Origin of the sequence: Microcoleus sp. B9-D4, from assembly GCF_036705105.1 — a bacterium.
In the GTDB taxonomy this organism is placed as follows: domain Bacteria; phylum Cyanobacteriota; class Cyanobacteriia; order Cyanobacteriales; family Microcoleaceae; genus Microcoleus.
Map to the genome: position 1 here is coordinate 60882 of NZ_JAUBTS010000011.1, position 15588 is coordinate 76469.

Sequence of the window (15588 nt, forward strand, 5' to 3'; positions counted from 1 at the left end):
CAGAGAAGCTCTATGGTTGCTCTACCGGGTATTGCTATTCTCAGCAAAATTTACGAAAGTTCTAATTCTCTAGTGTATCGGGGCATCAGCGTCCAAGACGATCGAGCGATCGTCATAAAAATGCTCAAACAAGATTATCCATCCCCTCAAGAATTAATCCGCTACAAACAGGAATATAAAATTACCCGCTCCCTCAACCTGCAAGGAGTGGTCAAGGCATACAGTCAGCAAGACTATCAACGCACACTCATTATTTTCTTAGAAGACTTTGGCGGAGAGTCCTTAGAGCAATGGAAGCACAAGCGTCCAGAGAACTTCTGTCCGATGCCCTTATCCACGTTTCTGGGGCTGGCGATCGACCTCACAGATATTCTGGGCAAAATCCATGCCGCCCATGTCATTCATAAGGATATCAACCCTGGAAACATTGTTTTCAATCCAGATACTGGTGTTGTTAAAATTATTGACTTCGGAATTGCTACCCAATTTAACCGCACGAATCCAACGTTCAAAAGCCCTCATGTTCTAGAAGGAACCCTCGCCTACCTCTCTCCTGAGCAAACCGGGCGTATGAACCGTTTCCTCGATTACCGCACCGATTTTTACTCGCTCGGTGTGACGTTCTACGAGCTTTTAACTGGACATCTGCCGTTTCCCATAACAGACACCCTTGAGCTAGTCCATTGTCATATTGCCAAACAGCCTATTCCACCTCACGAACTGAATGCAACGATTCCAAAACCAGTTTCAGATATTATTTTGAAACTGATGGCAAAAAATGCTGAAGAGCGTTATCAAAGTGCTTGGGGAATCAAAGCCGATTTAGAAATCTGTCTTCGTCAGTTCACAGAAACAGGTCAAATTGACACCATTCAACTGGCGCTTCAAGACGTTTCTAGTCAGTTTCAAATTCCCCAAAAACTATATGGACGAGAGCAAGAACTTGCACTCTTACTAGCGGCTTTCGTTCGCATAGGATGTCCAGAGTACAATCGGGTCGCTGCTTTACCCAACAATACAGAAACAAAATTCAAAGTCGAAATGATGTTAGTGTCTGGCTATGCGGGAATTGGCAAGTCAGCGTTAGTCCAGGAAATATATAAACCAATTACCCAAACGCGCGGCTATTTCATCTCTGGTAAATTCGATCAATTTGGGCGCAATATTCCCTACAGTGCGATCGCCCATGCCCTACAAAAATTGGTGCAACAACTGCTGGGTGAACCCGATGAGCAGTTGCAACAGTGGCGATCGCGTCTCCTCACAGCCTTGGGAAGCAACGGACAAATCATCATTGATGTGATCCCTGAAGTTGAGTTGATTGTTGGCAAGCAGCCCCTTGTACCGGAAGTTGGAGCAACGGAAGCTCAAAATCGTTTTAATCGAGTCTTTCAGCAGTTCATTCGGGTATTTGGTTCAGCAGAACATCCGTTAGTGATCTTTCTGGATGATCTTCAGTGGGCAGACTCAGCAACACTCAAGTTGATCGAGTTGATAATGACGGATGCCCAGATGCAATATCTGTTTCTGATTGGAGCCTATCGAGATAATGAGGTGAACTACTCACATCCACTAACGATAATGCTGGAGGGGCTCAGAAAAGAGGGAGCACCTATCAGCCAAATTACGTTAGCACCGTTGGGACTAAACGCGATCGCACAACTGATTGCAGACACATTACACAGTGACATCAGTACAATCATCTCGCTGGCAGAATTAGTATTGCGAAAAACCGGGGGGAATCTGTTTTTTGTCAATGAGTTTCTGAAAACGCTCTATGCAGAGAACTTGTTAAGCTTCGACCTAGAAAATCTCAGTTGGCGATGGGATATTACTCACATTGAAGCCAAGAACATCACCGATAATGTGGTGGACTTGATGCTTGGCAAACTGAAAAAGCTGCCTCCAGAAACCCAGCAAGTTTTACAATTCGCCGCTTGTGTTGGTGCTGATTTTGATTTAAGCACCCTCTCTATCATTTGTGAAAGCCCATCTAGGGAAATTTTCCCGCAACTGATAGCAGCGGCTCAGTCAGGTTTAATTGTGCCGACATCCCAGTTAGATGAACAACTCTTGGTTCAGGATTACAAATTCTTGCACGATCGCGTCCAGCAAGCGGCATATGTCTTAATTGATCAGGCGCAGAGACAGGCAGTTCATCTTCAAATTGGGCGCAATTTACTTGAGAAGACTGGATCAGAATCGCTATCAGACGGGCTATTTGAAATTGTCGATCATCTCAATCATGGGCTCGAACTGGTTACCGATCGATCAGAACGTGATGAAATTGTCAAGTTGAATCTGCTGGCAGGTCAGAAGGCAAAGGCTGCGATCGCCTATGGTGTGGCAAAAAAATATTTAGCTACTGGGAGAGATTGGCTGGCAGCTTCAAGCTGGCAAATAAACTATGATTTAACATTAGAGTTATATACAGAAACAACAGAAGTCGCCTATTTGTGTGGCGATTTTGAGCAGGTGAAATACTTGGCAGCGATCGTTTTACAGGAAGCTAAAACAGTTCTCGACATTGTAAAAGTTTACGAAGTCAAAATTCAAACATTCATGGCGCAGAGTCTGCCATTGGAAGCAATCAATATTGCATTGCAAGTTTTGCAGCAGATGGGGATTAGTTTTCCCGAAACACCAAGTCAATTAGATATTCGCCTTGAACTAAACACAATCACATCGCTCTTTAGTGAGAAACAGATCGCGGACTTACTCTATTTGTCCCAAATGACCGAGCCGAACCATCTGGCGGCGATGCGAATCCTGTCAAGCATCACGCTTGCTGCCTATATTGCTGCTCCCGATTTGATGCCTCTGCTTGTGTCTAAACAGGTCAACTTGTTAATTCAGTATGGCAATGCTTCTGTGTCTCCCTTTGTATATGCCAACTTTGGGTTAATTCTTTGTGGGACGATCGGAGATATCGAGTCTGGCTACCAGTTTGGACAGCTTGCTTTGGGGTTGTTGTCGCAGTCGAATACCCATTCACTCAGAGCTAGGACATTGTTCATCGTGAATGAGTTTATAAATCTCTGGAAAAAACATATTAGAGAATTACTAAAGCCATTACTAGAAGGCTATCAAAGCGGGATAGAAACTGGGGACTTAGAGTTTGCTAGCTATTGCGCTCACAATTACTGCGTCGATGCCTTTGTCGCTGGAAAAGAACTCGCCGAGGTTGAACGCGAGATGGCGACATACATTGAAGCAATCTGTCAGATCAAACAGGAAACAGCACTCACCGGGACTCAAATATGGCAGCAGACTGTCTTAAATTTGATGGGATACTCGGTCAATCCATGCTGTCTCATTGGCAAATCTTACAATGAAGAAATTGGATTGCCACAACAGGAAGCATCAAATAATGGAACCTCAATCTTTATCGTCTATTTCAACAAACTCTTCCTATGCTATCTGTTCTCTAAGTATTCTCAGGCAGTTGAAAACTCAATCATAGCTGAACGTTATTTAATCCAAATAACAGCGACCCCTATTGAACCTTTGTACTACCTCTATGACTCTTTGGCAAGACTCGCTACATATTCTGAAAGCAGCACCGAAGCGCAGGAAGAAATCCTTAAAAAAGTGTTTGTTGCTCAAGAAAAAATAAAACTGTGGGCACATTATGCGCCAATGAATTATTTGCATAAATATAATTTGGTGCAAGCAGAGAAAGTGCGAGTTTTGGGTCAGTTGCTGGAGGCAGAAAGGTTTTATGAACAGGCGATTCAAGGTGCCAGAGAAAATGGATACATCCAGGAAGAGGCGTTAGCATATGAATTGGCAGCCAAGCATTATCTGGCGCGAGGTTTGGAAAAGTTTGCTCAGATCTACATGAAAGAGGCTCACTATTGCTATGAGCGATGGGGAGCAGTTGCAAAAGTCAAAGATTTAGAAATCCGCTATCCACAGTTCTTTCCTCAACAGATGAATGTGGTTCCCACACCAGTTCGCACCACTGCTGGAAATACTTCTAACACCTCACATATTGCTTTCGATTTAGCAACAGTGGTAAGAGCATTACAAGCCATTTCTCGGGAAATTGAACTGGAGCAGTTGCTTCGTTCCTTGATGCAAATCTTAATTGAGAATGCTGGTGCACAAATTGGATTCCTAATTCTGGAAAAATCAGGAGAATGGACGATCGAAGCGAACTGTGAACTGGCGGAAGGTGAAAAAGTTGGCACGACACAAGTGCTGCAATCAATTCCAATAGCAAATCGCTTACCTGAGTCAATTATTCAGTATGTAATTCGGACTAATGAATCAGTCATTCTCAATAATGCAACTCATGAAGGCAACTTTATTAATGATTCTTACATTCAACGTTATCAAACGCAATCAGTCCTGTGTTTGCCACTACTGAATCAAAGCAAGCTAGTTGGCGTGTTGTATCTTGAAAATCAATTAGCGGTTGGGGCATTTACACCAGAGCGATCGCAAGTTTTACATCTATTATCAACTCAAGCAGCCACTGCGATCGAAAATGCTAGGCTCTACTCAAAGCTACGTGAGAGCGAAAGTAAAATGACTCAATTTCTGGAAGCAATTCCAGTTGGTGTTGCAGTTGCAGATACATCGGGTCGCCCTTATTACTTCAACCAGCGAGCAACTCAGCTATTGGGTAAAGATATTGATCCTTCTGTGACACCCCATCAAATTGCACAGGAGTATCAAATTTATCTAGCTGGAACGGATCAAAAATATTTAACTGAAAGAATGCCAATTATCCGAGCGATAAGAGGTGAACGCACTAGAGTTGATGATATGGAAATTCACCGCAACAACACCACAATCCCCATTGAGGTGTGGGCAACTCCTGTCTTTGACGAGCAGGGCAATGTGACTTATGCGATCGCTACCTTTCAAGACATTACCGAGCGAAAACAAGCCGAGAAATTGTTAGCCGATTACAATCGCATCTTAGAGCAGCAGGTTGCCCAACGAACAGCAGCTTTACAGAAAAGTGAAGCCGAACTGCGCGATAGAGAACAAGAATTACGGCTGATCACAGATGCTCTGCCTGTTGGTATCGGTTATATGGATGCTAACCAATGTTATCGATTTGTCAACCACACCTACGAGGTTTGGTGTTGCTGTCGTCGAGACGAAATTTTAGGCAAGTCTATTCAGGAAATTGTGGATGATATGACCTATCCAATGGTTGAACCCTATATCAACCAAGCGTTAGCCGGACAAATTACAACCTTTGAAGCAGAAATCCCCTTGCCATCGGGCAAAAAGTATCTCAGTACAACCTTAATCCCCGATTTCGATGTTAATGCTCAAGTCATAGGATTTTATGCTCTAAACACAGACATCAGCGAACAGCGAAACGCTGCACTGCGTGAACGCAAACGTGCCCAAGAAGCCTCAATTTTAGAAGAACGCAACCGTATGGCACGGGAAATTCATGATACACTGGCTCAAGCATTTACAGGCATTTTGGTTCAAGTAGGTGCAGCAACCCAAGTGCTAACCGATGATTTAGAAGCAACACAGGCACACTTGGAAATGATCGATGAATTAGCAAGAATCGGACTGACTGAGGCTCGTCGATCTGTCACAGCACTCCGCCCTCAGTTGTTAGAAGAAGGCGATTTATCGAGTGCCCTCAATCGCCTGGTGACGCAAATGAGATCTGCTACCGATGATACGGCTTTGATCTACGAAATTCAGGGTACAGCTTATCCTTTACCCGCCGAAGTGGAGAATAACTTACTGCGAATTGGGCAGGAAGCATTGACAAATGCAATTAAATATGCAAATGCTGGCGAAATTCGCCTTGAGTTAGTCTATGGAAATGCACAAACTACATTGTGCATCAAAGATAATGGACAAGGCTTTGGTGTCGGTAGCATTCCCTCGGTTGGGGGATTTGGATTGTTAGGCATGAGCGAACGAGCCGAGCGAATTGGAGCGCAATTGAGAATAGAAAGCCAACTCGGGCAAGGAACAGAAATTATTGTCATCGTCAATCGAGGATAAGAACCATGATCGACCAATCCGCTACAATTCGTATTTTAATTGTTGACGATCACTCCATTGTGAGACAAGGATTGACAACTATCATTAACCGAGATCCTGAAATGACGGTAATTGCTCAAGCAGAAGATGGACAACAGGCGATCGCTTACTTTAGCGAACATCAACCGGATGTGACTTTGATGGATTTACGAATGCCGCAGATGGGAGGAGTGGAAGCCATTACTGCGATTTGTGCTCAATTTAAACCTGCCCGAATTATTGTGCTAACGACCTATGATGGCGATGAAGATATCTATCGCGGATTGCAGGCAGGTGCGAAAGGCTATCTGCTCAAGGATGCAAAACCCAACGAACTTCTCAATGCCATTCGCATGGTTAATCGCGGTCAGCAGTACATTCCGCCAGAAGTGGGGGCAAAGCTAGTGCAGCGCATGAGTAACCCTGAACTGAGCGATCGAGAGCTAGAGGTACTGCGTTTAATGGGGCAAGGAATGAGTAATTCAGATATTGCAACTGCTCTAACTATTGGAGAAAGCACTGTCAAATCCCATGTCAATCGCATTCTCAGTAAATTGGGAGTAAGCGATCGCACTCAAGCCGTGATTGTTGCAGTTAAACGAGGAATTATCACTTTGTAAGCTGTGCTTTCGGTTAACTTTCAATTCCAACTAAAGTTGGAGTTAGTCTTCCATAATGAGATGGGTTATGCGATCATCCATGCGATTCAATAAAAATGCCAACTGTGAGTGGACGACAGCCCAGAGTCAATTTCTTATATTAAATTTATGCAAACATACATAGCAATTGGGTTGCAAGATTTAAGTTTGCTGAATACAGATGGCACACAGAGGAATGTAGGTGTAGTCTAACCCAAGTATCACTTGTGGTAAACAGACTTCTCCTCAGAAACACTGTTAATTATTTGTTTCACCTTCACCCCAGGATTGCAAACAGAGTTGATGGCAGCAATTATCGTTGCAAGTAATGGCGTGCTTTGATCCTCAGTCTCACAATTATAAGACATAAAATGATGAACACCGAATTGAGTAAAAACAAAGTTGCAATTGTCAGCCGGGGCGAAGACCTCAATTGGTTCGATACAATGCCTGGTGAGCAAATGGCTATCCACGTACACAGCAAAGATGTCGGCGGGGCTTTCACAATCCTCGAAGTGCGTACCCCACCGTTCTCAGGCCCGCCACTTCACTATCATAAAGAGAGGGAAGAGATATTTGAAGTAATTGAAGGCAGATTTCGCTTTCATTGCGCGGGTGAAGAGTTCGAGGTCGGGCCTGGAACATCGGTTGTTGTACCCCGTAACAGCGTGCATGGATGGGTGAACCTAGGGCCGGGAGTGGCTCGGATGCTTTTCCTCTTTGTACCAGGCGAAATTGATGACTTTTTCCCCCAAATCGGTCAAACACCGCCCGAAGGTTGGACTGAGCTTTCATCTCAGCATGACACTTGGATTGTTGGAGAACCCCTCTCCGTTTAAAGTCCATCTTTCAACGCTGCTACTGAACCTGCACTGAATTACAACAAAGCAAATATTTGAATAACGTGATTGAGCAGGATCATCGAGCGATCGAGTGAATTGTGAAGCCAATGACGGGATTCAAAACATTAAGTAGTGCGAAACGAACCTTGAGTGGCATCGAAGCAATGAATGTGATGGGGAAACGGCAAGTGCAAGGCATCTAACAACGGGACAAATGTCTCTCAAGCCAGATTTATCGAAGCAATCTTTAGAGTGACGGCTTAAAAGAACGCGAACGATCAAGTTGGTTTGTCATCAAAGGATTTTTGCGACACACCCAATAATAGTTCATCTGACAAACAAGTAAGGAGGCACACCATGCGAGCAGCGCGAATGCACGGTTACAACCAATCCCTTGTCCTCGAAGATGTCCCGGTTCCAGACATCGGAGCCGATGAGGTCCTACTCAAAGTCACGGCTGCAGGGATGTGCCGAACCGACGTGCAACTGGTGGACGGCTACTTTCGGAAGTATGCTGAGTTAACCTTTCCCACGACACCTGGTCACGAAATCGCGGGCGAGGTGCAGAAGGTCGGAAGTAGGGTGCCCAAGTCGGCCGGACTTCAGGAAGGCGACCAAGTGGTCATTGTAGGCGGTTGGGGCGACGGAACGTGCCGTCATTGCCAGCAGGGCAATACGCAAATCTGTGCACATAGAAATTGGCCTGGGTTCGGTCCTTATGGCGGTTATGCGGAATACGTACCCGTACCCCCCAGGTACATCATCAAGGTGGACAAGCGCTTCGGACTGAAAGCCGAGGAACTCGCTCCGCTCACCGACGCCGGACTAACACCATACCGCGGTATCAAGAAATTGCGCGACGCCGGTGCCCTCGGACCAAACCACATCCTGGCGGTCTTTGGAATCGGCGGACTCGGTTCCTACGCTGTTCAGTACGCGAAGTTGCTCGGCGGTGGGGCGACGGTTGTTGCCTTCGCCCGCAATGAAGAGAAACTTGCCGTAGCCAAGGACTTTGGGGCAGATCATGCAATCAGTACGAGGGGCAAGTCGCTCGATGACGTTCGCAAGGAGTTGAGCAAAGCCACCGGTCAAGGTGAGGTCGATGCAGTCATTGATTGCGCTGGGGTCGAAGAGATGATCCGGTTGGGATTCAATCTGCTTTCCATTTCGGGTCATTACTCGTCCGTGGGACTTGTCGAAGACAAGATCAGCCTGCCGCTCTTTCCCTTCGTCGCTCGCGAGCACACCTACCACGGCTCATTCTGGGGCAACTACAACGACCTCAGCGAGGTGATTTCACTGGCGCAGCAAGGCAAGATCAGGCATGCCGTCAAGACTATTCGCTTCGACGACATCAACGAAAACATCGACCTCCTGCGGGCGGGTGACATCCTCGGCCGGGCCGTTATCAAATACTGACTGGCTCTGCAGCGCAGGAAGCACTTGCGATCGCAGGGCTGGATCTCGAAGTAGTGTAGGCGTTTGAGCAGTTAAAGCAGTCCGAACCCAGCGCTGCATCCGACCCAGGCGATAAGCTTTTCGGAGTTCGTGCCTCATCGAAGGTTCGGGCAGGTGAGCTTGGCCGTTAATAGATGTCTTGCTTTATAACGGAAAAAATCACTGGAAATCCCACGGTGCAAGAATGACAGCCCTCGATCGAAAAAAACGCCCGGAATTCTTACTACGGTTAGGTTTCACAGCTTTTTTAAGCTTATAAAGCAACAATAGTCCGGACAGTTTTCAATCAATAACGGCAGAATGCGGGTTTCAGCCTTCTCAGTGAGGTCAAATGCTAACGGTAGAATGAGGGTTTCAGCCTCTGTCTCAAAAACTGTCCGGAGTATTGAAGCAACAGGTCTGAGCATTACGAGCGATCTACTCGTAAGCTGTCAGCAGCAAAACAATCTTTGAAGTAAGCAAAAAAGGAGCATATATACAGATGAGCAAAGGCAGGTTAGAAGCATTTAGCGATGGTGTGATCGCTATTATTATCACCATTATGGTGTTGGAATTGAGAGTGCCCCATGAAGCGAATTTAGCTGCGCTGCGTCCCCTCATCCTGGTTTTTTTGAGCTACGTGCTGAGTTTTATTTATCTCGGCATCTATTGGACTAATCACCACCATTTATTACAAGCATCTCGGCACGTGAGTGGTAGCGTCTTGTGGGCAAATCTGCATCTGCTGTTCTGGTTGTCGCTCATTCCCTTCGTCACGGCATGGGCGGGCGAGAACCTCTTCGCCACCTTGCCAGTTGCCTTTTATGGCACAGTGCTGTTGTTTTCGGCGATCGCTTACTACATTCTTACCCGCACCCTCATTGGTTGCCACGGTCAAGATTCCCCTCTTGCAGTTGCGCTGGGTCGAGACTTTAAAGGCAAGATATCACTCGTGATTTATGCCGTAGCAATTCTGCTTTCCTTTGTAAACCCGGAACTGGCTTGTCTGCTGTATGTCCTAGTTGCAATCATGTGGCTTATCCCCGATCGCCGTATTGAAAGGGCTTTAGCCTTGTAAAAAATGCAGATATCAAGGAAAGCGATCGCTTAATTTTTGGAGATGCCTAATGTAAGCGTAGCCCTCTGTAGGTATCACTTGTGGTAAAGATACTTCCCCTTGGAGGTTTCAGTGAACAATGACCCTAATCACCGTTTATTATTTGTCCCACCTTCAACCCAGGATCATCACCACGGTATGTTAAGAGCCGCCGTGATACTGGTGATGTATGGAGATTATCAATGTCAACAAAGTGCGGACGTTTATCGGTTACTAAAAGTCATTGGGCAACAACTAAGTATTGCGTTTGGAGAGGATTATTTGTGCTTTATTTTCCGTCATTTTCCGCAGATACAAATTCATTCTCAAGCTCTACGTGCTGCTGAAGCTGCTGAAGCTGCTGCTGTCCAGGGTCTGTTTTGGCAAATACATGACATTTTGTTCATCCATCAACAACAGTTAGCAAACGGTTATTTAGTAGAGTATGCCAACGATGTAGGACTCGATATCTCCAAATTTCTGCAAGATATGTTTAACCATATACATCTTGAGCGCATCAATCAAGATATCGAAAGTGGCATCCACAGCGGAATAACGGCTCCCCCAGCTTTGTTTATTAATGGGATTCGGTATAGTGATCGCTGGAATTTCGCTCCGTTGATAACAGCCATTACTACTGCAAATAATTGACCTCAAAGATGAGTTCTTGGAGTAATTTTATGACCAAATATCGCACAGTTTTGATCGATGGTTTAGATATCTTTTACCGAGAAGCTGGCTCCGGTAGTAATCCCACAATTCTGCTGTTGCATGGCTTCCCCACATCCTCTCATATGTTTCGCAATCTGATTCCCGCACTTAGCGATCGCTTCCATTTAGTTGCACTTGATTATCCGGGCTACGGGAACAGTTCTATGCCAACGGTGCATGAGTTTGACTATACGTTCGATCGTCTAGCGCAGATTGTGGAGAAATTTATTATCGCCATCGATCTCCAGCGTTATAGCCTTTATGTCATGGATTATGGTGCGCCCATTGGCTTTCGGATTGCAGCTAAAGCTCCAGAGCGAGTGGAAGCATTGATTGTCCAAAACGGGAATGCCTATGAAGAAGGTATACGCGGCGAATTTTGGAACCCGGTTAAAGCGTATTGGCAAGACCCTTCTCCTGAGAATGCCGATAAGCTCAGACCCTTTTTAACACGGGAAATGACAAAGTGGCAGTACACCCAGGGCGCAAGCGATCTTGAGAAGATCAGCCCGGACAACTGGAATATCGATCAATCCCTACTGGATCGCCCCGGTAACGATGAGATTCAACTCGCGCTGTTTTATAGCTATGGCACTAATCCACCGTTATATCCGCAATGGCAGGAGTATTTCCGCAAATATCAACCCCCTACCCTGATTGTCTGGGGTAAGAACGACCCTATCTTTCCAGCCGAAGGTGCTTATCCCTACAAGCGCGACCTGCAAAACCTTGAGTTTCATTTACTCAATACGGGGCATTTTGCCCTGGAAGAAGAAGGAAATGCGATCGCTAACGATATCATTCGCTTTATGACAAAAAGTGGATATACCGGGCAATAACAAAGCATATAAGGAACTCACTTCAAAACAAGCAATCTCCAACAAATTTACTAACTCCCACAGCAGCTATGCAAAGAAGAACCCGTTTTGAAAGTAAAGGTCTTCATTGTTCCGTCACCTTTTATACTCCGGATCAAATCGGATCTGGCGATCGCTATCCCGCAATTGTTATGGCTCATGGAATTGGCTTGACCAAAGAGATGGGGCTACCTGAGTTCGCTGAGTTATTCGTTCAAGCTGGGTTCGTCGTCACGCTGTTCGATTATCGCTACCTTGGTGCTAGTGAGGGAGAACCTCGTGGGCAAATTATCCCTACCGAGCAGCAGGAAGACTACCGCAATGCCATCACTTGGACTCAACTACAAAGCGAAGTTGACCCGGAGCGCATAGGTGTTTGGGGCTTTTCTTATAGCGGCGGTCACGCGCTGCATTTAGCCGCATTTGATCGGCGTGTGAAAGTGATCGTGGCACAAATGCCTACAGTGAGTGGGTTTCTTAACTCGCGCCGCCAGACCTCCCCAATAGAACTCGAAGAACTCACGAAATTGCTTTCACAAGACCGGGTAAAACGTTATCAAACCGGAGAATTAGGCTACTTCCCGTTAGTTGCTCCACCCGGTAAACCCAGCTTGCTACCGACACCCGACGCTTTCGATTGGGTTGAATCGGCTAAGAGTGCCAGCGAAGGAAGATGGGAGAATCGACTCACCTTTGAATCGGTTGAACACTGTCTTTATTACGAACCGATTCCTCACATAGAGGCAATCTTTCCCACCCCGCTATGCCTGATTGTTGGCGAGAAGGATTTTCTTGCACCTGCCGACTTAGCCGCCGCTGTCTATGCGCGGGCGATGGAGCCAAAGTCTCTCACAATCTTGAAAGGCGGACACTTTGATGCATTCCAGGGAGCGGGCTTCGAGATTGCAAGTACAACTGCCTTGAGATGGTTCGAGAAATATTTGAAATAAACCTGAAGCACCTGTTTTGTAACAGAGTTGTGCCTTCGGATGAATGTAGATTCCAACTTAAGTTGGAATCACCCTACCATCTTTAGATTGACTAATTCATCACTCATTCTATTGAGTAAAACTATCAACCTTGAGTGGACGACAAGTTCGAGTCAATTTCCTATATTGAATTCCTACAAACACCAATAGCAAATCAGTTACAAAATTCAAGTTTGCTGGATACGGGATATTGCATATCGAAGCTTTGCTACTAACCCTAAGAATTTTCAGGAGATAGATGATGACTCAGAGAACATGGCTCATTACTGGTGCTTCACGGGGCTTGGGTGCCGAGATTGCGAAAGCAGTTTTGGCAGCAGGTGACAAATTAATTGCCACTGCCCGCAATCAGGCTGATTTGCAACAATTCGCAACCAGTAAAGACGTATTAACACTGAGCATGGATGTAACTGATGAAAATCAAGTGAAAGCAGCGATCGCCACAAGTCTAGAAAAATTTGGACAAATCGATGTGTTGGTCAACAATGCTGGATTCGGTTTGCTAGGAGCTGTCGAAGAGTGCAGTGCCGAAGAGGTTGAGAGCGTTTATCGCACCAATGTCTTTGGGCTGCTGAATGTCACCCGTGCTGTGCTACCTAGTATGCGTCAGCACCGATCTGGACACATCATTAATTTATCGTCGATCGGTGGCTATCGCTCCTCCCCAGGATGGGGCATCTATGGCTCAACTAAGTTTGCCGTCGAAGGCATTACCGAAGCTCTGCATGGGGAGTTAGCCCCGTTGGGGATTCACGCGACGGTGGTTGAGCCAGGATACTTCCGCACCGGTTTTCTCGATAACAGTTCGCTACGTCCGAGTGCAGTGCAAATCCCTGATTATGCCCAGACGGTCGGGAAAATCCGTGACGTGGCGACTGAACTTAACTACCAACAGCCAGGAGATCCGACTAAGCTCGCCCCAGCCCTCTTGGAGATTGTCAACGCAGACGAACCACCTCTGCGGTTACCTCTAGGCACAGATACACTTCAGACAATAGCCGAGAAGAATGCTTACGTCGAGCAAGAGACGGCAAAATGGCGAACTCTAGCTGAGTCTACCGATTTCAGATAAGGAGTGGAAGACTCAGCCATGAAAAGGCAGCCTAATCTCTGGTGTTTTTGATTGCAGAAATACTGATAGTTCGGGCTGTCTGATGTTTCGATTCGATAACAAAGACAAAATAGCGTTTTCTACACAAACTTAATCCAGAAAGAGGATTTATGAAAAAAGACACCATCACTCCCCACCATAAATTACTAATTAGCTTTGGATTAATTGGCTTTGGTTTGATGATAGCCACTGCAGCACCTGTGTCTAGTGCTAAAGCCGAGCCAAAGCAAGCAGAGATTCGCCAGATTGTGCAATCTAATGAGAGTCAGAATAAAGAAATAGTACGCGAAGGCTTTGCCAAATGGGCAAATAACACTGGTAGTATCTTCGATCTGCTGGCTGATGATGTGGAATGGACGATTACAGGCAGAAGTCCAATTTCCAAAACCTACACCAGCCGCCAGCAATTTTTGGAGGAAGCCATAGTACCAATTAACGAGCGATTGAGCGTCAGAATAGTACCCAGTGTCCGAGGTATTTATGCCGAAGGTGACACGGTAATTGCCTTATGGGATGGAACAGCTACAGCCAAAGACGGCAAACCCTATACCAACACCTATTCCTGGTATATGACCATGAAAAACGGGCGTATTGTCAAGGTAGTCGCATTCTTCGATACCATTGAGCTTACCGATCTGTGGCAACGCATTCCTGTAAGTAAAAAGAATTGACAAACTATTGAAGTTCAAGACGATCGCCAACATTTTGAAAACGAAGCAATAATGCGGTGGAAATGACACCAATCGCAACACCCTTTGGACGGCATTCCACCGCTGCCGAGGTAGTAGAAGGAATCGATCGCTCTGGCTAAGCTCCTGAGCGTAGAGAATATAGCTTTTTCTAGACTTAAATCATCTAAACATTCAATCATCTAGACATCCAGATGTTTTAGCTATAAAATTTAGGTGCTGAACTCAGGATTAAACCTACGATCGTAACAGTCGCCTCATTCAAGGGCGGAGTCGAAAAGACTACCACAGCGTTGCATTTGGCGGCTTACTTGCAAAGCAAAGCGCCCGCTTTGTTGGTAGATGGCGACCTTAACCGCAGCGCTTTGGATTGGGCAGCGCGGGGTTCCTTGCCGTTCAAAGTAGATATGACGGATGACAACCGTTAAAACCATACTAAGAATTGATTGTGCTATAGTAGCACACACAGGCATACCTTAAAAAAAATAGCGTCGCTTACAGTATGCCTTTAAAGCACAGTAACGGCATACTCCGGTCAGCATCTTTTCCATCCCGAACCAGAGCCAATGGCAACCAAGAACATCAGAATTGTGGGCTATTTGCCACCCGACTACCACCAAAAGTTGCGCGACTACATGGTAGAGCAATCTCTAACGGAAAGTGCAGCGCTCGCCAAAATCATCAAGCAATTCTTTGAAGCAGTCCCAGCGCTTTCGGTCGAAACGGTAGCTTCCGAAACCAGGGAAACTTTCGCCCAACTGCGATCGGAAATTGCCGATTTACATGGGCGAGTCGCAGCTTTGGAAACAGCAGAAATTCAACGCCAATTCAATAAAACTTCTCCCAAAAACTTTGGAGCAGAACAGCCCCCAATAACGCTGCGCCCCCTGAAAGCTGCTGACCTAGCAAAACGGTTGGGAGTAAGTGCCGAAACTATTGAAAGTGCTGCTGCTCAAGGCAGCACTTCCTTTGTTGAATGGAGCAAACGGCGTGATCCTGGTTCAAGAGCATGGCACAAAAAGGGCAACTTTTACCATCCGAATCCACATTGAGGTAGAACGATGTAGCTGCTTTGATTTGTGGGAAGCTCCACCGCCTCCAATCATCTGCAACCGAGCGCTACGTTGTTATCGTTAATTAGCCGAGCCAACCCGCCCTATAACTCGCTCAATACGACATCACTTTAAACATTCAACCATTCAAATG

The 15588-nt window shown here is 46.0% G+C and carries 12 protein-coding genes; all 12 read left to right on the top strand.

All coding sequences use genetic code 11. From position 1 onward, the window contains the following. Window positions 1-12 precede the first annotated feature (12 nt). The 12 genes from QUB24_RS09400 (at window position 13) to QUB24_RS09455 (ending at window position 15434) form a co-directional block, all read left to right on the top strand. Complete coding sequence (locus QUB24_RS09400) at window positions 13-5994, top strand: AAA family ATPase (RefSeq protein WP_333152744.1); 5982 nt, start codon at window positions 13-15, stop codon at window positions 5992-5994. Window positions 5995-6002: 8 nt separating this feature from the next. Then, on the top strand, window positions 6003-6632 hold the full coding sequence (locus QUB24_RS09405) for a response regulator transcription factor (protein WP_333152983.1): 630 nt from the start codon (window positions 6003-6005) through the stop codon (window positions 6630-6632). 389 nt (window positions 6633-7021) lie between these two features. After that, complete coding sequence (locus QUB24_RS09410; RefSeq protein ID WP_333152746.1) at window positions 7022-7489, top strand: cupin domain-containing protein; 468 nt, start codon at window positions 7022-7024, stop codon at window positions 7487-7489. 375 nt (window positions 7490-7864) lie between these two features. Continuing rightward, window positions 7865-8911, top strand: coding sequence for an NAD(P)-dependent alcohol dehydrogenase (locus QUB24_RS09415; protein ID WP_333152748.1), 1047 nt, complete (start codon window positions 7865-7867; stop codon window positions 8909-8911). 520 nt (window positions 8912-9431) lie between these two features. Then, window positions 9432-10007, top strand: coding sequence for a TMEM175 family protein (locus QUB24_RS09420; protein ID WP_333152750.1), 576 nt, complete (start codon window positions 9432-9434; stop codon window positions 10005-10007). Window positions 10008-10118: 111 nt separating this feature from the next. Next, window positions 10119-10676: a thioredoxin domain-containing protein gene (locus tag QUB24_RS09425; protein WP_333152752.1), complete on the top strand. Its 558-nt coding sequence runs from the start codon at window positions 10119-10121 to the stop codon at window positions 10674-10676. Between the two features lie 29 nt (window positions 10677-10705). After that, window positions 10706-11575, top strand: coding sequence for an alpha/beta hydrolase (locus QUB24_RS09430; RefSeq protein WP_333152754.1), 870 nt, complete (start codon window positions 10706-10708; stop codon window positions 11573-11575). Between the two features lie 68 nt (window positions 11576-11643). After that, a complete protein-coding gene (locus QUB24_RS09435; protein ID WP_333139682.1) occupies window positions 11644-12543 on the top strand; it encodes an alpha/beta fold hydrolase in 900 nt (299 codons plus the stop codon). A gap of 280 nt (window positions 12544-12823) precedes the next feature. Next, a complete protein-coding gene (locus QUB24_RS09440; protein WP_333152757.1) occupies window positions 12824-13654 on the top strand; it encodes an oxidoreductase in 831 nt (276 codons plus the stop codon). Window positions 13655-13803: 149 nt separating this feature from the next. Continuing rightward, window positions 13804-14364 (top strand): nuclear transport factor 2 family protein, encoded by a 561-nt coding sequence (locus QUB24_RS09445; protein ID WP_333152758.1) that lies wholly within the window; start codon window positions 13804-13806, stop codon window positions 14362-14364. 260 nt (window positions 14365-14624) lie between these two features. Continuing rightward, window positions 14625-14810 (top strand): ParA family protein, encoded by a 186-nt coding sequence (locus QUB24_RS09450; protein WP_333152986.1) that lies wholly within the window; start codon window positions 14625-14627, stop codon window positions 14808-14810. A gap of 138 nt (window positions 14811-14948) precedes the next feature. Beyond that, window positions 14949-15434: a hypothetical protein gene (locus QUB24_RS09455; protein ID WP_333152760.1), complete on the top strand. Its 486-nt coding sequence runs from the start codon at window positions 14949-14951 to the stop codon at window positions 15432-15434. Window positions 15435-15588: the final 154 nt, after the last annotated feature.

What these genes read in the sequence shown, in the direction of transcription:
- QUB24_RS09415 (WP_333152748.1), top strand. Translation starts at nt 7,865, where the DNA reads ATGCACGGTTACAACCAATCCCTTGTCCTCGAAGATGTCCCGGTTCCA.
- QUB24_RS09400 (WP_333152744.1), top strand. Translation starts at nt 13, where the DNA reads ATGGTTGCTCTACCGGGTATTGCTATTCTCAGCAAAATTTACGAAAGT.
- QUB24_RS09435 (WP_333139682.1), top strand. Translation starts at nt 11,644, where the DNA reads ATGCAAAGAAGAACCCGTTTTGAAAGTAAAGGTCTTCATTGTTCCGTC.
- QUB24_RS09420 (WP_333152750.1), top strand. Translation starts at nt 9,432, where the DNA reads ATGAGCAAAGGCAGGTTAGAAGCATTTAGCGATGGTGTGATCGCTATT.
- QUB24_RS09410 (WP_333152746.1), top strand. Translation starts at nt 7,022, where the DNA reads ATGATGAACACCGAATTGAGTAAAAACAAAGTTGCAATTGTCAGCCGG.
- QUB24_RS09455 (WP_333152760.1), top strand. Translation starts at nt 14,949, where the DNA reads ATGGCAACCAAGAACATCAGAATTGTGGGCTATTTGCCACCCGACTAC.
- QUB24_RS09445 (WP_333152758.1), top strand. Translation starts at nt 13,804, where the DNA reads ATGAAAAAAGACACCATCACTCCCCACCATAAATTACTAATTAGCTTT.
- QUB24_RS09430 (WP_333152754.1), top strand. Translation starts at nt 10,706, where the DNA reads ATGACCAAATATCGCACAGTTTTGATCGATGGTTTAGATATCTTTTAC.
- QUB24_RS09440 (WP_333152757.1), top strand. Translation starts at nt 12,824, where the DNA reads ATGACTCAGAGAACATGGCTCATTACTGGTGCTTCACGGGGCTTGGGT.